The sequence below is a fragment of the Microbacterium sp. NPDC087665 genome (assembly GCF_044743285.1).
GTDB lineage: Bacteria > Actinomycetota > Actinomycetes > Actinomycetales > Microbacteriaceae > Microbacterium.
On sequence record NZ_JBIUWD010000004.1, the window covers coordinates 350608 to 372419 of the forward strand.

The 21812-nt window shown below is 67.8% G+C and carries 21 protein-coding genes and 1 tRNA gene; 14 read left to right on the forward strand and 8 right to left on the reverse strand.

The window, feature by feature from the left end:
* Positions 1-156 precede the first annotated feature (156 nt).
* Positions 157-1110 carry an L-lactate dehydrogenase gene (locus tag ACIOSY_RS11545; protein WP_400853294.1) on the reverse strand — a complete coding sequence of 318 codons (954 nt, stop codon included), beginning with the start codon at positions 1108-1110 and terminating at the stop codon, positions 157-159.
* Between the two features lie 77 nt (positions 1111-1187).
* Between ACIOSY_RS11545 and ACIOSY_RS11550 the strand changes: the two genes are divergently transcribed.
* The 4 genes from ACIOSY_RS11550 (at position 1188) to ACIOSY_RS11565 (ending at position 3910) form a co-directional block, all read left to right on the forward strand.
* Entirely contained in the window at positions 1188-2168 is a 981-nt protein-coding gene (locus ACIOSY_RS11550; protein WP_400853296.1) for a methyltransferase family protein, read from the forward strand.
* 97 nt (positions 2169-2265) lie between these two features.
* Positions 2266-2859 (forward strand): molybdopterin-dependent oxidoreductase, encoded by a 594-nt coding sequence (locus ACIOSY_RS11555; RefSeq protein ID WP_400853298.1) that lies wholly within the window; start codon positions 2266-2268, stop codon positions 2857-2859.
* Positions 2856-3581, forward strand: a complete 726-nt coding sequence (locus ACIOSY_RS11560; protein ID WP_400853300.1) for an FAD-binding oxidoreductase — start codon at positions 2856-2858, stop codon at positions 3579-3581. Before ACIOSY_RS11555 ends, ACIOSY_RS11560 begins: the two co-directional genes overlap by 4 nt.
* A complete protein-coding gene (locus ACIOSY_RS11565) occupies positions 3581-3910 on the forward strand; it encodes a DUF6510 family protein (RefSeq protein ID WP_400853835.1) in 330 nt (109 codons plus the stop codon). Before ACIOSY_RS11560 ends, ACIOSY_RS11565 begins: the two co-directional genes overlap by 1 nt.
* On the opposite strand, the gene ACIOSY_RS11570 is transcribed toward ACIOSY_RS11565, so the two are convergent.
* Positions 3867-3942, reverse strand: a tRNA-Val gene (locus ACIOSY_RS11570). The two genes, ACIOSY_RS11565 and ACIOSY_RS11570, sit on opposite strands and share 44 nt — an antisense overlap.
* A gap of 152 nt (positions 3943-4094) precedes the next feature.
* Between ACIOSY_RS11570 and aceE the strand changes: the two genes are divergently transcribed.
* The 6 genes from aceE to ACIOSY_RS11600 all read left to right on the forward strand — a co-directional run bounded on the left by aceE (position 4095) and on the right by ACIOSY_RS11600 (position 11748).
* Positions 4095-6821, forward strand: coding sequence for a pyruvate dehydrogenase (acetyl-transferring), homodimeric type (gene aceE / locus ACIOSY_RS11575; protein ID WP_400853302.1), 2727 nt, complete (start codon positions 4095-4097; stop codon positions 6819-6821).
* 31 nt (positions 6822-6852) lie between these two features.
* Entirely contained in the window at positions 6853-8052 is a 1200-nt protein-coding gene (locus ACIOSY_RS11580; protein WP_400853837.1) for a PucR family transcriptional regulator, read from the forward strand.
* A gap of 124 nt (positions 8053-8176) precedes the next feature.
* The gene (locus ACIOSY_RS11585; protein WP_400853304.1) at positions 8177-9097 is read left to right on the forward strand and encodes an ACP S-malonyltransferase; all 921 of its coding nucleotides are present in this window, start codon (positions 8177-8179) and stop codon (positions 9095-9097) included.
* The gene (locus tag ACIOSY_RS11590) at positions 9094-10095 is read left to right on the forward strand and encodes a beta-ketoacyl-ACP synthase III (RefSeq protein WP_400853306.1); all 1002 of its coding nucleotides are present in this window, start codon (positions 9094-9096) and stop codon (positions 10093-10095) included. The genes ACIOSY_RS11585 and ACIOSY_RS11590 overlap by 4 nt, the downstream gene beginning before the upstream one ends.
* 68 nt (positions 10096-10163) lie before the next feature.
* A complete protein-coding gene (locus ACIOSY_RS11595; protein ID WP_017830435.1) occupies positions 10164-10412 on the forward strand; it encodes an acyl carrier protein in 249 nt (82 codons plus the stop codon).
* 94 nt (positions 10413-10506) lie between these two features.
* On the forward strand, positions 10507-11748 hold the full coding sequence (locus tag ACIOSY_RS11600; RefSeq protein ID WP_400853308.1) for a beta-ketoacyl-[acyl-carrier-protein] synthase family protein: 1242 nt from the start codon (positions 10507-10509) through the stop codon (positions 11746-11748).
* Positions 11749-11809: 61 nt separating this feature from the next.
* Here the strand turns inward: ACIOSY_RS11600 and ACIOSY_RS11605 are convergent, their stop codons facing one another.
* Positions 11810-12475, reverse strand: a complete 666-nt coding sequence (locus tag ACIOSY_RS11605) for a YitT family protein (protein ID WP_400853310.1) — start codon at positions 12473-12475, stop codon at positions 11810-11812.
* 95 nt (positions 12476-12570) lie between these two features.
* On the opposite strand from ACIOSY_RS11605, the gene ACIOSY_RS11610 reads away from it, so the two are divergent.
* Positions 12571-13977: a PLP-dependent aminotransferase family protein gene (locus ACIOSY_RS11610; protein WP_400853312.1), complete on the forward strand. Its 1407-nt coding sequence runs from the start codon at positions 12571-12573 to the stop codon at positions 13975-13977.
* A 155-nt stretch (positions 13978-14132) separates the two neighbouring features.
* On the opposite strand, the gene ACIOSY_RS11615 is transcribed toward ACIOSY_RS11610, so the two are convergent.
* Together ACIOSY_RS11615 and ACIOSY_RS11620 are read right to left on the reverse strand one after the other, a co-directional pair.
* Positions 14133-14636: a DUF3145 domain-containing protein gene (locus ACIOSY_RS11615; RefSeq protein ID WP_400853314.1), complete on the reverse strand. Its 504-nt coding sequence runs from the start codon at positions 14634-14636 to the stop codon at positions 14133-14135.
* Between the two features lie 187 nt (positions 14637-14823).
* The gene (locus tag ACIOSY_RS11620) at positions 14824-15597 is read right to left on the reverse strand and encodes a hypothetical protein (protein WP_400853316.1); all 774 of its coding nucleotides are present in this window, start codon (positions 15595-15597) and stop codon (positions 14824-14826) included.
* A gap of 177 nt (positions 15598-15774) precedes the next feature.
* Here ACIOSY_RS11620 and ACIOSY_RS11625 point away from each other — a divergent pair, with 177 nt between their 5' ends.
* Genes ACIOSY_RS11625 through ACIOSY_RS11635 form a run of 3 tightly spaced genes read left to right on the forward strand, consistent with a single transcriptional unit; the run spans position 15775 to position 19380 of the window.
* Entirely contained in the window at positions 15775-17772 is a 1998-nt protein-coding gene (locus ACIOSY_RS11625) for a DUF262 domain-containing protein (protein WP_400853318.1), read from the forward strand.
* A 43-nt stretch (positions 17773-17815) separates the two neighbouring features.
* Entirely contained in the window at positions 17816-19063 is a 1248-nt protein-coding gene (locus ACIOSY_RS11630) for an alpha/beta fold hydrolase (RefSeq protein ID WP_400853320.1), read from the forward strand.
* Positions 19064-19095: 32 nt separating this feature from the next.
* Positions 19096-19380, forward strand: a complete 285-nt coding sequence (locus tag ACIOSY_RS11635) for a hypothetical protein (protein ID WP_400853322.1) — start codon at positions 19096-19098, stop codon at positions 19378-19380.
* A 69-nt stretch (positions 19381-19449) separates the two neighbouring features.
* Here ACIOSY_RS11635 and ACIOSY_RS11640 read toward each other — a convergent pair whose 3' ends face one another.
* The 3 genes from ACIOSY_RS11640 to glgA form a co-directional block, all read right to left on the reverse strand.
* Positions 19450-19704 (reverse strand): type B 50S ribosomal protein L31, encoded by a 255-nt coding sequence (locus ACIOSY_RS11640; protein ID WP_400853324.1) that lies wholly within the window; start codon positions 19702-19704, stop codon positions 19450-19452.
* Positions 19705-19796: 92 nt separating this feature from the next.
* A complete protein-coding gene (locus ACIOSY_RS11645) occupies positions 19797-20582 on the reverse strand; it encodes an ABC transporter ATP-binding protein (RefSeq protein ID WP_400853326.1) in 786 nt (261 codons plus the stop codon).
* A gap of 17 nt (positions 20583-20599) precedes the next feature.
* Positions 20600-21784, reverse strand: a complete 1185-nt coding sequence (glgA, locus tag ACIOSY_RS11650) for a glycogen synthase (RefSeq protein ID WP_400853328.1) — start codon at positions 21782-21784, stop codon at positions 20600-20602.
* Between the last annotated feature and the right edge of the window lie 28 nt (positions 21785-21812).

Sequence of the window (21812 nt, forward strand, 5' to 3'; positions counted from 1 at the left end):
GTTTTGCTACAAACCTTGGGTCGGTTTTCGCTGGGGGTTGGCCGGGGGTTGGGGGGGGGCGGGGGGCTACACCGCCGTGGGGGGGGGGTTTTTCCCCCGCCCCCCCCCCCGGGGGGTTTAAAGGGGGGGGGGGCCCGGTCCCCCGGCCCCCCCGACTCACTTCCCGAGAGACGCGGCAGCCGCGGTGAGAGCATCCGCCGACTGCCGCAGCAGCGCGAGTTCCCCCTCTGAGAATGTGGTGTTGCGGATCGGCACAGCGCCGGCTGCGCTCACGATCGACGGCACCGACAGCGCGACGCCGTCGAGTCCGTGGAAGTCGTGGAGAACCGTGCTCACCGGCATCACCGCGTGCTCGTCCCGCAGGATCGCCTCGACGATCCGCGCGCTGGACAGGCCGATCGCGTAGTTGGTCGCTCCCTTGCCCTGGATCACCTTGTACGCCGCGTCGCGCACGTCGACGGCGATCTCCTGAAGTTCATCGAGGCTGATCCGCGGATGCTCCGGCGTCTCCCATTCGAGGATCGGCACCGTGCCGATGGTGGCCCGCGACCAGAGCGGGAACTCGGTGTCACCGTGCTCACCGATGATGTGCGCGTGCACGCTGGCCGTCGACACGCCGGCGCGCTGTCCGAGCTTCCACCGCAGGCGCGACGTGTCGAGCACGGTGCCGGAGGCGAAGATGCGCTCGGGCGGGAGCCCGGTCTCCCGCTGGGCGATGACGGTGAGGACGTCGCAGGGGTTGGTCACGATCACGTAGATCGCGTTCGGTGCCACCTCGAGCAGTCGCGGCATCATGCTGCGGATGATACCGGCGTTCACCTCGGCGAGTTCGATGCGCGTCTGACCGGGCCGCTGCTTGGCACCGGCGGTGATGACGACCACGTGCGAGCCTGCGACGACCGAGATGTCGCTGCCGCCGATGATGTCGCTCGTCCCGGTGAACTGGGTTCCGTGCGCGAGGTCGAGAACCTCCGCCTCGACCTTCTCGGTGGCGATGTCGTACAGCGCGACGTGTCGAGCGGACCCTCGGATCAGGGCGGCGTAGGCGACGCTCGATCCCACGCTTCCCGCACCGACGACCGTGAGCTTCGAGTTCTCGATGATCTCCATGCGCCCAGTGTGCCAGGTGACCCGCCGCACTAACATGACCAGGGAAACACGCGTCGTTCGGAGGGGGCAGCGCCGTCATGGCACTTGATCGCAGCCCGACCCCGACCGACCCCGTTCCCGCGTCTCCCACCGATCCGGTGTTCGCCGGCCTGCGCATCGCTCCCCCTCTGGCGCGCGTCTACTTCGCCCTGCAGGCCGTCGCGGGCGTGGCATGGTGGATCGGGGTCTTCACCTCTCCGATGGTGCGTGCGGCGACGCTCGGAGACCTCCCGGCCGTTTTCGTCGCCGCTGCCGACATCCCGCTCTTCGTCATCGCCTCGGCGCTGGTCGCGCTGGGGATGCGCCCCGCCGTGTGGGTCGTGGTGCCGTGGACGGTGCTCGTCGCGATCGGCATGACGATCTACGCGACGGCGAGCGGGATGGCCGGGTGGGGTGCGCTGCTCATGATCGTCGCCGCTGTCGCGAGCGTCGGTGCGGGCATCGTCATCGTGTGCGGGCGGGCGCCGATCGAGTGGATCGCGCAGGGACCCTTCGCGTTCCGCGCCTCGACGGCGAGTCGACGCTCGCGCATCGTCGCACGCACCGGAGTGCAGACACTCTTCTTCTGGGGACTCTTCCTGGGCGTGTTCCCCGTGGTCATCTCCTGGTTCGAGTCCCGATGGGGCCTCCACCTGGAGTTCCCGCTCGGTGTGCGCATCGGCGGTGCCGCACTGCTGCTGGCCGCGACCGCGCTCGGAGTGTCATCGGCCGTCGCGATGTCGACCCAGGGCGAGGGCACGCCGCTCCCCTCCGAGATGCCCCGCAAGCTCGTCGTCGCCGGGCCGTACCGATTCGTGCGCAACCCGATGGCCGTCGCAGGGATCGTGCAGGGCATCGCCGTCGGACTGACGCTCAGCTCCTGGCTCGTCGTGCTCTACGCGGTCTGCGGCTCGCTCGTGTGGAACACGCTCGTGCGCCCCATCGAGGAGGCGGATCTGGCGGCTCGGTTCGGACCCGCGTACACGACCTACGAGCGACGCGTCCGGTGCTGGGTTCCGCGGATCCCCCGCGCGCTCTGAGTTGCGGCAATACCGACTGCGAGGATCTCGACAGAAGTCGTAGCGCCGACCCCGCTCGATCCGGTTGAATGACCTCGACGATCGAGAGAAGGCCCCCATGAGTGTTGTCTCCCGCGGCTTCGGCGCTCGCAGAAGGGATTCCGACGAGCGCCTCCCACCCGGCCAGTATCTGGCGGACGACTTCCCCGTCCTGTCCGCGGGGCCGACGCCCCGCGTCGACACCGACACCTGGGAGTTCGTCATCGTCGGGCTCGACGGCATCCGCCACACCTGGTCGTGGGAACAGCTCCACGCGCTCCCCGTCGAGACCATCACCACCGATATCCACTGCGTGACCCGCTGGTCGAAGCTCGGCACGCACTGGCGCGGGGTCTCCGTCGAGAGCCTGCTGGAGCAGGTGGGACAAGACGGCGCCTTCGCCGAGGTCTTCTCCTACGGCGGCTACACCACCAACGTCTCGCGCGCCGACCTCACGCGTGGCAAGGCCTGGGTCGCGTTCGAGTTCGGTGGAGAGCCCCTCGCGCCCGAACACGGCGGACCGGCTCGCCTGCTGATACCTCATCTGTACTTCTGGAAGTCCGCGAAGTGGGTCCACGGCCTCAACCTGCGCGACCACGACGCCCCGGGCTTCTGGGAGCAGAACGGCTACAACATGCACGGAGACCCGTGGAAAGAAGAGCGGTACTGGTGACGACCGCACCGCTGTGGCGGGTGGCGAGCGTCGTGTCCGCCCGGGCAGCCGGATCCCACGGGCGAGTGATCGAACTGCAGGTCGAGGGGTGGCCGGGCAACATCGCGGGTCAGCACGTTGACGTGCGGCTGACCGCGGAGGACGGATACCAGGCCGTGCGGTCCTATTCGCTCGCTTCGTCGGGCCCCGGCGAGATCCTCGAACTGGCGGTCGATGAGGTCGACGACGGCGAGGTCTCCCCCTATCTGGTGGAAGACGTGCGGCCCGGCGACCAGATGGAGATCCGTGGGCCCATCGGCGGGTACTTCGTGTGGACCCCGGAGCAGACCGAGCCGGTGCAACTCATCGCCGGCGGGTCGGGCATCGTTCCCCTGATCGCGATGGCGAGAGTGCACGCGGCCACCGGCAGCGTGGCACCGATGCGGATGCTGTACTCCGTCCGCTCGGCGGTGGACGCGTTCTACGCCGACGAGCTGGTCCGGCTCTCCGGCCCCCATCTCACCATCGACTGGGCGTACACCCGATCGATACCCGCCGGCTTCGCACGCCCCGCCGGCCGGCTCGACGCCGCCACCATTGCGTCTGCGACACTCCCGCCGACCCGGGAGCCATCGGTCTACGTCTGCGGGCCGACGGGATTCGTCGAAGCCGTCGCCGACTTCCTCGTCGCGGAGGGGCATTCCCCCGATCGCATCCGCACCGAACGCTTCGGAGGCACCTGATGCACGCACATCCCGGTCACCACGAGCGGGTCGACGGCAATGCGGCCGGCGGATACCTCCTCGACATCTTCGGTCGCGATATGACGACCGCGCGAGCCACGTGCGCACACTGCGAGCGGTCGTCCGAGGTGGCGGATGCCGTCGCCGAGGTCGACGCGGCGGGCGTGATCCTGCTCTGCCGCGGGTGCGGTCGCACACTGCTCACGTATGTGCGTGGCGCCGACGGCGAGGCGCTCGTGATCGGCGGGCTGCGAGAGCTGCGCTGGACGAAAGCGGTTCGAGGTGTGGTGGGCCCTGCCGGGATCGAACCGACGACATCCACGGTGTAAACGTGGCGCTCTACCAGCTGAGCTAAAGGCCCTGGTGCCTCCAGTGTATCCGGTCGAGGGTGCGCGCCCGGGTCGTGGAAGAGGGCTAGGCTGAATCCGGCACGCGTTGTGCACAGCCGACAAGGCTGCCCGCGTCGCTTCCCGTTTCCTTGGCATGACCTGCCAGCTTGACGAAAGGCTCCCCGTGACCGTCCACGACCAGGATCCGTACTCTCAGGACTCTCTTGACAGTGATCCGGAAGAAACCGGCGAGTGGCAGCAGTCGCTCGACGAGCTCGTCGATGCCAAGGGCCACGGCCGTGGTCGCGAGATCATGCTCAGCCTGCTCAAGCGCTCGAAAGAGCTGCACCTGGGCGTGCCGATGGTTCCGACCACCGACTACATCAACACGATCGCTCCGGAGAACGAGCCCGAGTTCCCGGGTGACGAAGAGATCGAACGTCGCTACCGCGCCTGGATCCGCTGGAACGCCGCGGTGACCGTGCACCGCGCTCAGCGTCCCGGCATCAGCGTCGGCGGCCACATCTCGACGTACGCCTCGTCTGCGGCGCTGTACGAGGTCGGCTTCAACCACTTCTTCAAGGGTGCCGACAACCCCGGCGGTGGAGACCAGATCTTCATCCAGGGTCACGCCTCCCCCGGCACCTACGCACGTTCCTTCCTCGAAGGACGCCTGAGCGAGGACCAGCTCGACGGATTCCGCCAGGAGAAGTCGCACGCACCCCACGGCATCCCCTCCTACCCGCACCCGCGCCTGATGCCGGAGTACTGGCAGTTCCCGACGGTGTCGATGGGCCTCGGCCCGATCAACGCCATCTACCAGGCGATGTCGAACAAGTACATCGAGAACCGCGGCATCAAGGACACCTCCGCCTCGCACGTCTGGGCCTTCCTGGGCGACGGCGAGATGGACGAGGTCGAGAGCCGCGGCCAGCTGCAGGTCGCCGCCAACGAGGGCCTCGACAACCTGACCTTCATCGTGAACTGCAACCTGCAGCGTCTCGACGGCCCGGTGCGCGGCAACGGCAAGATCGTCCAGGAGCTGGAGTCGTTCTTCCGCGGCGCCGGCTGGAACGTCATCAAGGTCGTCTGGGGCCGCGAATGGGACGACCTGCTCTCGCGCGACACCGAGGGCGCGCTGCTCAACCTCATGAACGTCACCCCCGATGGTGACTATCAGACCTACAAGGCCGAGTCGGGTGCGTACATCCGCGAGCACTTCTTCGGCCGCGACGAGCGCGCAGCCGCTCTGGTCAAGGACTACTCCGACGACGACATCTGGAACCTGAAGCGCGGTGGACACGACTACCGGAAGGTCTACGCCGCGTTCAAGGCAGCGACCGAGCACAAGGGCAAGCCCACCGTCATCCTCGCCAAGACCGTCAAGGGCTACGGCCTCGGTCCGCACTTCGAGGGCCGCAACGCGACCCACCAGATGAAGAAGATGACGCTGGACAACCTCAAGACGTTCCGCGACACCATGCACATCCCGATCACGGATGCGCAGCTCGAGGAGAACCCGTACCTGCCCCCGTACTACAACCCGGGCCCCCAGGACGAGACGATCCAGTACATGCTCGAGCGCCGCAAGAACCTCGGTGGATACCTGCCGGAGCGCCGCTCGACGCACGTCGGTCTCTCGCTGCCCGAGGATTCCGCCTACGCCCTGCCCAAGAAGGGCTCCGGCACGCAGGAGATCGCCACGACGATGGCGTTCGTCCGTCTGCTGAAGGACCTGCTCCGCTCGAAGGACTTCGGCCACCGCATCGTGCCGATCATCCCCGACGAGGCACGCACGTTCGGCATGGACGCGTACTTCCCGACGGCGAAGATCTACAACCCGAACGGCCAGCACTACACCTCGGTCGACCGCGAACTCCTCCTCGCCTACAAGGAGAGCCCTCAGGGCCAGATCGTGCATGTCGGCATCAACGAGGCGGGCGCCCTCGCGGCGTTCACCGCGGCCGGCACGTCGTACGCCACGCACGGCGAGCCGCTGATCCCGGTCTACCTGTTCTACTCGATGTTCGGATTCCAGCGCACGGGCGACGCCCAGTGGGCGGCGGGCGACCAGATGGCGCGCGGTTTCATCATGGGAGCCACCGCCGGTCGCACCACCCTGACGGGTGAAGGCCTGCAGCACGCCGACGGGCACTCGCACCTGCTGGCTGCGACGAACCCCGCGACGGTGTCGTACGACCCCGCATACGGTTACGAGATCGCACACATCGTTCGGTCCGGTATCGAGCGGATGTACGGCGGCAACCACGAGGACCCGAACGTGATGTACTACATCACTCTCTACAACGAGCCCCTCGTGATGCCCGCCGAACCCGAGAACGTCGACGTCGACGGCATCGTGCGCGGCATCCACCGCGTTTCGGTCGGCGAGGGCGAAGGCCCCCGCGCCCAGCTCTTCGCCTCCGGCGTCGGACTCCCCTGGGCGCTCGAGGCACAGGAACTACTCAAGAACGACTGGGGTGTGATCGCCGATGTCTGGTCGGTCACGTCCTGGACCGAGCTGCGCCGCGACGGCCTCGCCGCCGACGAGCACAACTTCCTGTACCCGGAGGAGGAGCCCCGCACGGCCTACCTCACCCAGAAGCTGCAGGGCGCCGAGGGTCCCGTCGTCGCCGTGAGCGACTTCATGCACGCCGTGCAGGACCAGATCCGCCCGTGGGTCCCGCAGCGTTTTGCGACGCTCGGTGCCGACGGCTTCGGCTTCTCCGACACCCGCGCCGCGGCCCGTCGCTTCTTCAAGATCGACGGACCGTCGATCGTGGTGCGCACGCTGCAGTCGCTCGCCGAGGATGGCGTCGTCGACCGCTCGCTGGCCGCGCAGGCCATCGCGAAGTACAGCCTTCACGATGTCAACGCCGGCACCAGCGGCAACGCGGGCGGCGAAAGCTGAGTCATCCGTGACAGGTTCGTCTCCCACCGGCATGGACAAGGCCGCGACTCTCACTTGGCTGCGCCGGATCTCCGGTGACATCGCCTCGGTGACGATCAAGCGCCTCGAGGACACGCTGCCCTGGTACGCCGACATGCCACCAGCCCGCCGCTCTGCGGTCGGGCTGGTGGCCCAGGCGGGCATCACCTCGTTCATCCAGTGGTACGACGACCCCACGTCCACTCCGTGGATCGCCGCAGACATCTTCGCCGCGGCTCCGCGTGAGCTTCTGCGCAGCGTGAGCCTGCAGCAGACTCTGCAGCTCATCCGCGTGACCGTCGAGGTCACCGAGGAGCGCGTCGCCGGCAAGGGCGAGAACATCCGCGAAGCGATCCTGCTGTACTCCCGCGACGTGGCCTTCGCCGCAGCCGACGTGTACGCACGGGCTGCCGAGGCCCGAGGGCTGTGGGATGCTCGGCTCGAAGCGCTGGTGGTGGACTCGATCCTCACCGGCGAAGCCGACGAGGAACTCCCTAGCCGTATCGCCGCCCTCGGATGGCACGGCCACGGCGAGGTCGCGGTTCTGGTGGGCACGACTCCCCCGCAATTCGACGTCGACCAGGTGCGCCGCACGGCCCGCAAGCTCGCGGTCGACGTGCTCATCGGTGTGCAGGGGTCGCGTCTCGTGCTCGTGCTCGGTCGAGCGCGCGACGACGCCGAGCAGGAGGGCGAAGAAGACGAACTGACGTTCCTCGAGATCGCCTCGCGTCTCGAACCGTCGTTCGGACCCGGATACGTCGTTCTCGGACCGGCGGTGGCCGCACTCGTCGATGCGAGCCAGAGCGCCCGCGCCGCTCTGGGCGGCTTCGCGGTCGCACGCGCCTGGCGCAGCGCGCCTCGTCCCGTCGAGGCCGACGATCTTCTCCCCGAACGGGCACTGGCCGGCGATCCGCTCGCCAAACAGACTCTGATCGAGCGGATCTTCCGCCCGCTGCAGGCGCACTCCACCGATCTCGTCACGACGCTGTGGAGCTACCTCGACAACGGGCGCTCCCTCGAGGCGACGGCCCGCGAGCTGTTCGTGCACCCGAACACCGTGCGCTACCGCCTGAAGCGCGTCAGCGAGGTCATCGGCTGGGATGCCACCGGGCCGCGCGAGGCGTTGATCCTGCAGACCGCCCTCATCCTGGGCTCGATCGGCGCCGCCGACCAGGCTCGGCGTCGGCCGGCGTTGCGCAGACCGCCGCGCTGATCCGAAACGCTGACGCGCTCTTCGGCGCTCCCGATGGCACCGCTGTGCGCCACACACAAGCGTTTTCCGGAATCTTGTGATGAATCATCCACCGCTTCGCGCAGATCATTGGCAGACTGGTGAGGTGATTGTCGTCGTATGCCCTGGTCAGGGCTCGCAGACCCCCGGTTTCCTCGCCCCTTGGCTCGAGCTCGATGGGGTGGCCGAACGGCTCGACGCCTATTCGGAGGCGGCCGAGGTCGATCTCCGCGAGCACGGCACGCTGTCGGACGCCGACACGATCCGCGACACGCGCATCGCCCAGCCCCTCATCGTCGCCGCGTCGCTGATCGCGGCCGAGGCGCTGACGGCACGGGCCGGCCGGCGCGCCGATGGCATCGCCGGCCACTCCGTGGGTGAGATCGCCGCGCTCGTCGGCAGCGACGTGATCGATGCCGAGACGGGCATGCGGCTCGTCGGCATCCGCGGTCGTGCGATGGCGGATGCCGCGGCCCAGACCCCCACCGGGATGTGCGCGGTGCTCGGTGGCGACGAGGCGGCGGTCCTCGCGCGCCTCGATGACCTGGGGCTCTCTCCGGCCAACTACAACGGTGGCGGTCAGATCGTCGTCGCAGGTGAGCTCCCGGCTCTCGAGGCGCTCGCCTCCGAGCCGGTGAAGGGCACGCGGGTCATCCCCCTGCAGGTCGCCGGCGCCTTCCACACCGATTTCATGGCACCGGCAGTCGCCGTGCTCCGTGACGCCGTCACCGCTGTGACGCCCGCCGATCCCACGCTGACGCTGTGGACCAACCGCGACGGCTCGGTGGTCGAGACCGGCGCCCAGGCGCTCTCCTACCTCGTCGACCAGGTCTCCTCGCCCGTGCGCTGGGACCTCTGCATGGCATCGTTCGCCGAGCAGGGCATCACCGGCCTGATCGAACTCGCACCGGCCGGGGCGCTCACCGGTCTCGCCAAGCGCGGCCTGCGCGGAGTGCCGACGGTCGCCGTGAAGACCCCCGAAGACCTCGATGCAGCCGTCGCGCTGCTGAACGGAGAAGCCGCATGAGCGTCACCCTGACGCAGGCCACCGGCCCCGCCTTCACCCGCATCTACTCGTATGGCGCGGCCCGCGGTGAGAACGCGGTGCCGAACGACGACCTCATCGGCCCGATCGACTCGAGCGACGAGTGGATCCGTCAGCGCACGGGCATCATCACCCGTGTCCGCGCCGACAAGGGAACCGACGCGATCGACTTGGCGACCGACGCGGCCGCCGAAGCGATCGAGAAGGCCGGAATCCCGGCGAGCGACATCGACCTCGTGATCGTCGCCACCATCAGCAATCCGAAGCAGAGTCCGTCGGTCTCGGCGATCGTCGCCGATCGCGTCGGGGCGAACCCCGCCGCCGCGTACGACATCAACGCCGCCTGTGCCGGCTACGCCTACGCTGTGGCGCAGGCCGACGCCCTCATCAAAGCGGGCGCCGCGCACTATGCGCTCGTGATCGGCACCGAGAAGCTCTCCGACATCGTGGACCCGGCTGATCGCAGCATCTCGTTCCTCCTGGGAGACGGCGCAGGTGCGGCGGTCATCGGCCCGAGCGAGACGCCGGGTATCGCGCCGGCCGTCTGGGGATCCGACGGTTCGAAGGCCGATGCCGTGGGCATGAACGGTACGCTCACCCAGTTCCGCGACGGCGAGGTCCCCTGGCCGACCCTGCGCCAAGAGGGCCAGACGGTCTTCCGCTGGGCGGTCTGGGAGATGGCGAAGGTCGCGCGCGAAGCGCTCGAGCGCGCCGGTGTCGAAGCATCCGACATCGCCGCATTCATCCCCCACCAGGCCAACATGCGCATCATCGACGAGTTCGCCAAGCAGCTCAAGCTGCCCGAGACCACGGTGATCGCCCGCGACATCGAGACCACCGGCAACACCTCAGCCGCCTCGATCCCCCTCGCGAGCCACCGCCTGATGGCCGAGCACCCGGAGCTCTCCGGCGGGCTCGCACTCCAGATCGGCTTCGGCGCGGGCCTCGTGTTCGCCGCTCAAGTGGTCGTGCTCCCCTGACAGGGGCCCGACGTTCCCTAGACTGTTCCACGGTTCCGATAACAACCCGTAAGAAAGAGGAAGACCACATGGCTTTCACCAACGATGAGGTCCTCGCAGGCCTCGCAGAGCTGATCACCGACGAGACCGGCATCAACGCCTCTGAGGTCGCACTCGAGAAGTCGTTCACCGACGACCTCGACATCGACTCGATCTCGATGATGACGATCGTCGTCAACGCCGAGGAGAAGTTCGGCGTCACCATCCCCGACGACGAGGTCAAGAACCTCAAGACCGTCGGCGACGCCGTCTCCTTCATCGTCGCAGGCCAGGAGTAATCCACGTGGGATGCCACCCCCGCGTCGTCGGGGCGTGGCATCCTCCGTCCTGCCCCGAAACCCGCTCGACTCCCCGCCCGATAGGAACCACACCATGACCAAGCGCATCGTCGTCACCGGCATCGGCGCCACGTCCGCCATCGGCGGGACCGCCCCGGACAACTGGAGCAACCTGCTCGCAGGCGTGTCCGGTACCCGCACACTCGAGCACGACTGGGTGCAGAAGTACGAGCTCCCCGTCACCTTCGCCGCCGAGGCGATGGTCCGTCCCGAAGAAGTGCTCCCCCGGCACGAGGCCAAGCGCCTCGACCCCTCGTCGCAGTTCGCGCTGATCGCCGCGCGCGAGGCCTGGGAAGACGCCGGCTCCCCCGACGTCGCCCCCGAGCGCCTCGGCATCGACTTCGCCACCGGCATCGGCGGCCTCTGGACCCTGCTCGACGCCTGGGACACCCTGCGCGAGAAGGGACCGCGTCGCGTCATGCCGTTGACGGTCCCGATGCTGATGCCGAACGCCGCCGCCGGCAACCTCTCGCTGCAGTTCGGCGCCCGCGCCTACGCGCAGACCGTGGTCAGCGCGTGCGCGTCGAGCACCGAGTCGATCATCCATGCTTTCCACCACCTTCAGGATGGCCTCGCCGACGTCGTCATCGCCGGTGGAGCCGAGTCCGCGATCCACCCGATCACCATGGCGTCCTTCGCCTCCGCACAGGCGCTCTCGCGTCGCAACGACGACCCGGCGCACGCATCGCGCCCCGGTGCGATCGATCGCGACGGATTCGTCATGGGCGAGGGTGCTGCCGTTCTGATTCTCGAGACCGAGGAGCACGCCAAGGCGCGCGGCGCCAAGATCTACGGTTATGTGCTGGGCGGCGGAGTCACCGCCGACGCGTACCACATCACCGGCAACGACCCCGAGGGGGCGGGCGCCGCACGCGCGGTGACGCAGGCGCTCGAAGAGGCAGGCGTCACCCCCGACCAGGTCACCCACATCAATGCCCACGCCACCTCGACCCCGATCGGCGACCCGAACGAGTACGTCGCCCTGAAACGCGTGTTCGGCGATCGCCTCACCGAGATCCCGGTGTCGGCGACGAAGGCATCCACCGGTCATCTGCTGGGCGGTACCGGCGCGCTGGAGGCGATGTTCTCGATCCTCGCCCTGCGCGATCGGGTCGCCCCGCCGACGATCAACATGACGGAGCAGGACCCCGCGGTGCCGTTCCGACTCTCGGGAGAGCCGACCCCGCTCGGTGACGGCCCGCAGATCGCGATCAGCAACTCGTTCGGTTTCGGCGGCCACAACGCCGTCCTCGCCGTCGCGGGTGCCGACTACTGATCGATCCGCACGACGAAAGAGGCCCTCGGGATTCCCGGGGGCCTCTTTCGTTGTGACAGGCCTACTGCGCCCGTGCAGCGACGAGCTGCCGCGACCGCTCCTCACGCAGTCGCGTGATGCGGGGCAGGAACCACCCGATCAACGGACCGACGCCGAAGGCGAAAAGCACGGTGCCCACCCCGACCGGTCCGCCCAGGAGGAAGCCGACGAGCAGCACCGAGCCTTCGATCAGCGTGCGCACGATCCACACGCGCCAACCGGTGACACGTACGAGACCGGTCATCAGACCGTCGCGCGGTCCGGGGCCGAAGTCCGCGGCGATGTAGAGCCCCGTGGCGAACGCCAACAGAACCAGACCGAACACGAACATCGGCGCCCCGATCCATACGTTCGACGGTGCGGGCAGGACGAGAAGTGTCAGGTCGGCCGACGGTCCCACCAGCAGAGCGTTGAGCACGGTGCCCAGTCCGACCCGTTGCCGAAGAGGGATCCAGAGCAGGAGCACCACGATCGACACCAGAACCGTCACCGTGCCATATCCGAGAGACGAACGCCCGGCGACGCCGAGCGCGAGCACGTCCCAGGGGGCTACACCGATGCCTCCACGCACCATGAATCCGAGTGCGATGCCATAGAGCGCCAGACCGAGGATGAGCTGGGCGAGGCGCTCGACCAGGTCGCGGCGGGTCGTCGCAGTGATGGGCAGGAGCACGGAACGCAGGAGCATCTCTTCATAGTGGCCGCGCGTTGCGGTTCCCGCACCGGACCACTCGTACAGAAGTGGCCTGAGAAAAGAAGGCCACTTTGCGCCATGCTGGAGGCATGGGATCACGACTCGTCGATCAACTGGGCCCGCAGACCGTCGCCGGCGCCACGGCATCCGCTCTCGCCGGACACATCCGAGCCCTGATCCTCGACGGCCGGCTCACCGTCGGAGAGCGACTCCCCAGCGAGCGATCGCTCGCGCTCGAGCTCCACCGCTCGCGCTCGACCATCACGCGCGTCTACGGATTGCTGGAGCGCGACGGCTACGTGTCGCGGCTTCACGGCGGAAGCACCCGCGTCACGCTCCCCCACCCGATCGCCTCGTCCCCCTTCGAAGACGACGAATCCGCCATCGATCTCTCGATCGCCTCCATGGACTCCACACCCGGTCTCTACGATGCGACCGTCCGCTCCCTGCCTCGACTGGCGACGCTGCGTGGGACCAGCGGATACTCCTTGCGCGGCCTTCCCGAACTCCGCGAGGCCGTTGCTCGTCGATTCACCGAGCGGGGGGCACCGACGACGGCGGATGACATCATCATCACCTCCGGCGCTCTGAACGCCCTCAATCTGGTCCTGGCGACCATCGGGCGGCGCGGCGGCCGAGCCCTCGTCGAGCAGCCGACCTTCCCGCACGCCCTCGAAGCCATCCACCGTCACGGATACCGCATGGCGCCGACTCCCGTCGACGTCGACGGGTGGGATACTCGACACCTCAGCGATACTCTGCTCAGCGCAAGACCGCACATCGCCTACCTGATTCCGGACTTCCACAACCCGACGGGCGCGACTCTGCCCGATTCCGAACGTTCACGACTCGCAGCTGCGGCACGCAGCTCCGGGACGCACCTGATCATCGATGAGACGACGACCGATCTCGACATCGACCGGGGCTGGAACCCCACCCCGATGGCCGCCTTCGATCCGCGTGTCATCACGCTGGGTTCGATGTCGAAGATCGCGTGGGGAGGGATGCGGATCGGATGGATCCGTGCCGAGCCCTCTCTGATTCCGCGGCTGCTCGCGGTGCGGCCCTCGTTCGAGCTCGGTACCGCCCTGCTCGAGCAATGCATCGCCGTGGAACTCATGTCCGACATGGCGGCGCTCACCACGCACGTTCGCGAGCGCCTGCGCAGGGGCCGCGCAGCCGTCGAGGCGGGACTCGCCACGGCCATCCCGGGCGTGCGGATGCCACCGACTCCCGGCGGCCTGTCGGCGTGGATCGATCTCGGCGCTCCGATCTCGACCGCGCTGTCGCTCGCCGCGCGCGAACGAAGACTGATCCTTCCCCCGGGACCGCGGTTCACCACGGGCGGGGTCCTGGAACGTCGTCTGCGCATCCCCATCAGCTTCCCGCCCGAGCGCATGGCCGAGGCGATGTCGAGGCTGTCACGCGCGTGGGCGGACGTCAACGACGGCGCCTCCGCCCGCGGACGCGTGCTCGAACACGCCGCGGTCATCTGAATCTTCTGTCGGCCGACACGACGAAGACCCCGCCTGTGGGAACAGGGCGGGGTCCTGGTCGTATGGAGTGGGGATACGTTTTCTCAGCGTCCGGGATGACTCACCGGCATCCGATACTCACGCCTCCGCACTCCAGGTCTTCATCGCCGCCTGCACTATCCGACCTTGTGCAGCCAGACGACACGCGCGTCGTCACTCGCGTGACGGAAGGGTTCGAGCTCGTCGTCCCACGCCGAGCCGAGTGCCACGTCGAGCTCCCGCTGGAGTTCGAGCGCGCTCCCGGCGGCGATCTCCATCGCATAGCGGATGCGATCCTCGCCGATGACGATGTTTCCGGCGGCATCCGTCTGGGCGAAGTGGATACCCAGGTCGGGAGTGTGCAGCCAGCGGCCTCCGTCACTGCGCGGAGTGGGATCCTCCGTGACCTCGAAGCGCAGGTGCTCCCACCCACGGATCGCCGTCGCCAGAGCGGCACCCGTACCGACCGGGCCGTCCCAGTAGAACTCGGCGCGGCGAGCACCGTCGAGCACGGGCTGATCGGCCCAGTCGAAGTTCACCGCACGTCCGATAGCGCGACCCACCGCCCATTCCAGGTGCGGGCAGAGCGCGCGAGGCGCAGAGTGGATGAACACCACTCCGCGTGCGTAAGCCGTCGCCATGATCTCTCCGTTTCATCAGGTGCGTCTTCCCCAACGACCTGAACCAACGAAATCAGCGACGATATGCGGTTATGCGCCCATTCTTGCCCACGAACCTGGAAATCACAAGCATGTCATTCCACAGGAAAGGCCCCGGTCGTGTGGACCGGGGCCTTCCGCCGAGATGAATCTCCGCAGGTGTCGAGGATCAGGCCTCGCTCATCGCCTGCTTGACCTGCTGTCCCTTGGCTGCGTAGTACGCGGCACGAGCGGCATCCTTGCGCGCCTGCTCGGCGTAGCCAGCCTCGAGAACGTCCTGCGCGACCTCGACGTTGGGAACGTCGTCGGTGCCGTTGTACTTCTCGATGTACGCGTCGAGCTCAGGGCCCGAGGTCCACGAGGTGATGAGGCAGTAGCGCGGCTCGGTGCCGTTGTGCGTGGCGGCGTGCCACAGACGCTGCGTGTCGACGATCAGCTGCGCGCCGGCCGGCAGAGCGATGCGGTACTCGATGCTCGGGTCGGTGCGGTTCTCGCGAAGGACGAAGTAGCTGTCCTTATCGTCGGTCAGGTTGAAGAAGCCACGAACGACCCAGCCGGTGCCGTCGGGGTTCAGACGGTTGTTGTCGTCCTGGTGGAGGTTGTAGAGGCACTCGCCGTACGGCGTCGGCTGCAGCTCGATGATGCGGCAACGACCGACGTTGGCTCCCGGCTCCTGTGCGCGACGCGTCAGGTTGGGAGCCTTGGCGGTCTGCGAGTCGATCCAGACGCCGTCCTTGTCGGTGCGCGGCGGCTTGTGGTTCCAGAAGCCGTTGCACTCGATGTCGCCGAAGGCGCTCGCGAGCGGTGCGAAGCGGGTGTCGCCCGAGGACTTCCAGTCGTTGTACTCGACGTCCAGCCATTCCTGGGGGTCGAGTTCCTGGTTGTAGCTGTCGAGGACGACGAAGCCCTTCTCCTCCAGCGCTTTGGACTTGATGTATCCCATGATCGAGTCATGTTCCTTTCATCGGGGGCCAGCACGTTTTAACAGGCCCTGATAAGGCAAGCCTAACAGCGAGTCCTGCGCGCTCCTCAGAGGTCGGCCGTGAATAACCGAATAGACTGAATCGGGTGCCCGGGCGAGTCCTCGGCGCCCTGCGTACTGGGAGGACGAGACACGAGCATGAGCACCGCCACCAACGTCGAGGCGACAGCAGTCAACACGATCGAGTGGCTTGCAGCCGGGTCCACGACCATCGTCGTGCCGGTGTATCAGCGCCAGTACCGCTGGGACATCGGTGGGTGCGAACAGCTCCTCGCCGACATCAGGGCCGTCGCCGACGACGATGCCTCCCACCGGCACTTCATCGGCTCGATCCTGTCCGCTCAAGACGGATCCGGCGACGATCTCATCCTCATCGACGGCCAGCAGCGCATCACCACGCTGATGCTGCTCGTGGCGGCGCTCCGCCATTCGGTGCAGGAGAAGAACCCCTCGCTCGCCGAAGAGCTCGCTCGCGTGCTCGTCCGTCAGGACGACCCCGCACGCACCAAACTCCGCCCCCACGATGCCTGGGCAGGCCTCTACGAGTCGGTCGTGCTCGATCGCCGCGACGATGTCGATCAGGAGTCGCGGTTCGACGACAACTACGCCTTCTTCCGCAGCCAGGTGCACGTCGACGAGGTCGCGCGCATCTGGCGCGGCCTGCAGAAGCTCGAGCACGTGTCGATCACGCTCGGTGCCGACGCCAACGCGCAGCAGATCTTCGAAAGCCTCAACTCGACCGGTGAACCGCTGCGCGATCACGAGCTCATCCACAACTACATCCTCATGGGGCTCACCCACGCCGAGCAGCGCGACGTCGAAGAGCGCTTCTGGCTGCCGATCGAGCGCTACACCGGCGAAACCATCGGAGCCTTCTGGCGCCACTACCTCGTGATGACGACGGGCCGCGAACTCGCGGCGAACGGCGAGCACGGCGTCTACAGCGCCTTCCGTCAGTCGTTCCCCCGCGTCGACGTCGATCGGTTGCAGGCGGATGCCGAGATCTGGCGCCATTACGCCGAGATCTACAGCATCCTGCTCGATCCCTCCCGGGAACAGGATGCCGAGATCGCCCGGCAGCTGCGGTACGTGAACACGTTCGGCCGCGCAGCGTACCCTCTGGTGCTGAGCGCCTACAGCGATCACGCCCGAGGCCTCATCCCCCGCGAGGAGCTCATCGAGACGCTGGAGTGGATCCAGGCGCTGTATCTGCGGCGCACTCTGGTCAACCTTCCGAACGAGCGTCTCGTGGCACGCCTCTGCCGTGCACGTGCGGCCGGTCGCGATTCGCTGGCGCGTGCTTTCGCTCGCATCACCCCGTCGGATGAGCGGGTCAGCGCGGTGCTGAAGTACAGCGAGTTGCCCCACGCCGACTACGTGCTCGGCCGGTTGGAGGGTGTCGACGATCCGTCCGAGTACGACATCGAGCACATCGTGCCCAGCGTGCCCGCAGACGGCTGGTCCGGTGACGGAGTGCGCGTGTGGAGCGAGTACACCGACGACGAGCAGAACAGCCATCGCGCCCTCGCGCCCACACTCGGCAACCTCACCCTTCTGGAGTCACCGCTCACCGAGCGCGTGTTTGGGGCCGCGTATCCGGTCAAGCAGGCGGATGCCTACGCCCGCAGCGCTGTCGCGGCGACACGCCAGCTCGCACAGGTTCCCGTGTGGAACACCGCGTCGATCACGCAGCGCACCGTCCGGCTGACCGATGACGTGCTGCGCATCTGGGCGCGTCCCGCGCTCCCCGAGATCGATGACGACGGTCTCACCCCGATCCTCGATGCGGTGCGCCGCCGCGGATGGCCGGCCGGCTGGGAACGGGAGTTCGACTACGTCGAGTACCGCGGCGAACGGTGGGAGGTCTACGACGTCCGCTACCTGTTCAACCGGGTGATGCGCCGCGCGTGGACCGACACCCGAGCTGCGGCGCTCAGCTACAGCGCGGCACACGGCGGCCCGATCTACGATGCCATGGCCTGGAAGGGCCAGTGGGACGACCTCGGAGAGGGCCACCACCTCTACATGGGCTGGGACTCCAACTACATGATGAACGCCGTGCAGGGTGTTCTCGCCGAAGCCGGCATCGCGTCCGAGGTCTTCGTGAAGTACTCGTACATCGGGAACGTGATGTAGCGACGTCTCGGGGATCGCCGTCCCCGCCGATAGGCTGGAATACGTGAGTACCGTAGTCCGTCGCCTGCTGGATCTGACCGTCGAAGAGCACACGCTCACCGTTCCGCTGGTCTGGGGTGATCCCGGCGACACGCGAACGATCGACGTCTTCGCGTCGGTCGTGTCCCGCGACGGCGGAGAAACGCTCCCCTACCTGGTCTTCCTCCAGGGCGGCCCCGGCCACGAGGCGCCCCGCCCGTTCCACGCACCCACGGCGCCCGCGTGGCTCGACGAGGCGCTGGCGCACTACCGCGTCGTTCTGCTCGATCAGCGCGGCACCGGTCGTTCCACGCCGGTGAAGGATGCGGATCTGGAACGCGGAGCATCCGCCGTCGCCGAGCACCTCACGCACCTCCGTGCCGATGCCATCGTGCGGGACTGCGAAGCGATGCGCGAGCATCTGGGAGCAGCGCAGTGGAGCGTTCTCGGCCAGTCGTTCGGCGGATTCACCACCCTGGCCTACCTCTCGACGGATGCCGGCTCGCTGAAAGACGTCTTCATCACGGGTGGGCTCAGCGCCGTCGATCGGCATCCCGACGACGTGTACGCCCTCTGCTACGACAAGATGCGGGCGTCGTCCGAGGCCTACTACCGCCGATTCCCCGAGCATCGCGACGCCATGCGCCGTCTTGTCGACCGCGCCGCGGCCGGAGACATCGTGCTGCCGGACGGTGAGATCGTCTCAACCTCGCGCCTGCGATCGTTCGGCTCCGCACTCGGCACGGACGGCGGATGGCAGACGGTATGGTCGCTGCTCGAACTGGACCCGTCGACGAATGCGTTCCGCTACGACCTCATGAACGCGATGCCCTACGGCGGACGCAATCCGCTCTACTTCGCCTTCCACGAGTCCAGTTACGCCGACGGCCACGCGACCCGCTGGTCGGCGGAGCGCACGGAGCCGGCCGACTTCCGCGACGACCCCACGCTCTTCACGGGTGAGCACATCCGCCGCGAATGGACCGAGACGGTTCCGGCATTCCGCCCGTGGCGCGAGGTCGCCCTCGAGCTCGCCGAGTTCGAGTGGCCCCGCGTGTACGACGCCGACGCCATCGCGGACTCCGGGGCGACGGGCGCCGCGGCAGTGTACGTCAACGACGTCTACGTGCCGCTCGAGTTCTCGCTCGAGACCGCACGGCTCATCCCCGGTGTGCGGCTCTGGCAGACCAGCGAGCACGAGCACAACGGGCTTCGATCGGGCGGCGTCCTCTCGCGGCTGATCGATCTGGCGCACGGCCGACGCATCCGCTGACCGTTCTCCCCGGCGCCGACTACCCTGGTGGCATGAGAGACGTGCTCGGTTGGGCGACCCTCGCGATGGTGCTCGTCACCGGCCCGGGACTGTTGATCCTGGGCATGACGCGCACCTTCTCTCGCAAACCCGTCGAGGAGAAGTACGAGGGGGTCACGGGCGGAGGACTCGGCGGTGCCTTCGACGCCGTCTGGTCGCCCAGCGCTCATGAGGCCGGCATGGAACGAGACCGACAGACGCAGCGGACGGCACCGGCCCCCTCGCCCGGCGATCCGCCCGATGAGATCGACGACGGACGCATCACCATCCGCCTCTGACGCCCGTCCCGACGACAACGACGAAGGCCCCGCTCTCCGAGGAGAGCGGGGCCTTCGTGTGGACGGTCCTTACTTGGAGCCGCCGAAGCCCTTGAAGCGCTGGTTGAACTTCTCGACACGACCGGCCGAGTCCATGATGCGCTGCTTGCCCGTGTAGAACGGGTGCGAAGCCGAGGAGATCTCGACGTCGATGACGGGGTACTCCACGCCGTCCAGCTCGATGGTCTTGTCGCTCGAGACGGTGGAGCGGGTGAGGAACGTCTCTCCCGATCCGAGGTCACGGAAAACGACGGCCTTGTACTCGGGGTGAATGTCAGTCTTCATGGGATTCCTTAGTTGCTGCCCTGGATTGTGCCAGGGACGAGGGAAGTCTGCGGTGCAGAAAGCACCAAGGATCGATCCTACCAGATGGCGGTTCAGCCCGCGGCGCGTGCCGCGTAGCGTCCGTCCTCGCTGGTGAGGGTGATCGGCATGCCGAACGCGGTGGTCAGCGCCTCGGCGGTGAGGGCCTCCTCGATCGGGCCGGCCGCGACGACCTGGCCGTCGCGCAGCAGCATCACGTGCGTGAAGCCGACCGGGATCTCCTCGACATGGTGCGTGACCATGAGCATCGCCGGCGTCGACGGAGAAGAGGCGTAGCCGCTGAGCAGCGCCAGCAGCTCTTCGCGCGAGCCGAGGTCGAGCGACGCGGTCGGCTCGTCGAGCAGCAGCAGCTCCGGATCGGTCATCACCGCGCGGGCGATCTGCACCCGCTTCTGCTCGCCGTCGCTCAGCGTGCCGAACGTGCGATCGGCGAGGTGCTCGAGGCGCCAGTCGCCGAGCACGCGCAGCGCGCGGCGCTCATCGATGTCTTCATAGTCCTCGTTCCAGCGACCGAGCACCGAGTACGCGGCGGTGAGCACGGTGTTGAGCACCGTCTCGTCACGCGGCACGCGCTTGGCCATCGCGGACGATGCGAATCCGATGCGCGGACGCACCTCGAACACGTCGGTGCGGCCCAGGGTCTCACCGAGAACCGTGACTGTGCCCGACGTCGGATGCATCAGCGTGTCGGCGAGCTGAAGCAGCGTGGTCTTACCCGCGCCGTTGGGTCCGAGGATCACCCAGCGCTGGTCGTCGGCGACCTGCCAGGTCACGTGATCGATGATGTTGCGCCCTTCGCGGCGCACGACGACATCGGTGAATTCCAGAGCGATCGGCATGCCTCCAGCCTATCGGCTCAGTTCGACACCTCTGCGTAGAGCGCGCGGGTCGCGTCGGCGATCGAGGCCCAGCTGAACTCGCGCGTGGCCCGCTCCCGACCCGCGTCGCCGTAGGCGCGCGCTCGCGCGGGATCCAGAGCCACCTCGGTGAGGGTCGCGGCGAGGTCGGCGACGAAACGCTCCGGGTCGACCGGGGTTCCCGTGCCGTCCTGCACCTGATCGATCGGCACCAGGCGACCGGTCACGCCGTCGTCGACCACCTCGGGGATTCCTCCCGTGATCGTTCCGACCACTGCTGCACCGCATGCCATCGCCTCGAGGTTCACGATGCCGAGCGGCTCGTAGACCGAGGGACAGACGAACGTGGTGGCCGCCGTCAGGATCGCCGAGAGCTCGTCGCGCGGAAGCATCCGCTCGATCCACACGACACCGTTGCGCGTCTGCTGCAGCAGACGGACGCCTTCTTGCACCTCCGCCATGATCTCGGGGGTGTCGGGTGCGCCGGCGCAGAGGATCAGCTGCACTTCCGGGGGCAGCAGACGGGCTGCCTGCAGCAGGTACGGCAGCCCCTTCTGCCGTGTGATGCGCCCCACGAACACGACGGAGGGCCGTGCGGGGTCCATGCCGACCGACTGGAGGAACGCCGGGTCGTGCACCGGCCGCCAGCGTTCGACGTCGATGCCGTTGTGGATGACGCGCACGCGCTCCGGGTCGACCTGGGGGTAGCTGCGCAGGATGTCCGCGCGCATACCGGCGCTCACCGCGATCACCGCGGCCGCGTTCTCGTAGGCGAGCTTCTCGATACCGCTCGACACGGCGTATCCGCCACCGAGCTGCTCCGCCTTCCAGGGCCGGAGCGGCTCCAGGCTGTGCGCGGTCAGGACGTGCGGGATGCCGTGCAGCTGCGAAGCGAGGTGACCGGCGAAGTTCGCGTACCAGGTGTGACTGTGCACGACGTCGGCGCGTTCGATCGCGGCCACGATCTCGAGATCGGTTCCGAGGGTCTGCAGGGCCGCGTTCGCCGAGGCGAGTTCGACCGGTGCGCTGTATGCCGATGTTCCCGGCTCCTCGCGCGGCGCTCCGAACGCGCGCACGCTCACCTCGATGCTCTGACGAAGGGCCGCGACGAGCTCCGCGACGTGCACACCCGCACCGCCGTAGATCTCCGGCGGATACTCCTTCGTGATCATTTCAACTCGCATGTCTGAACGCTAGTACAGCGAGCCGGAT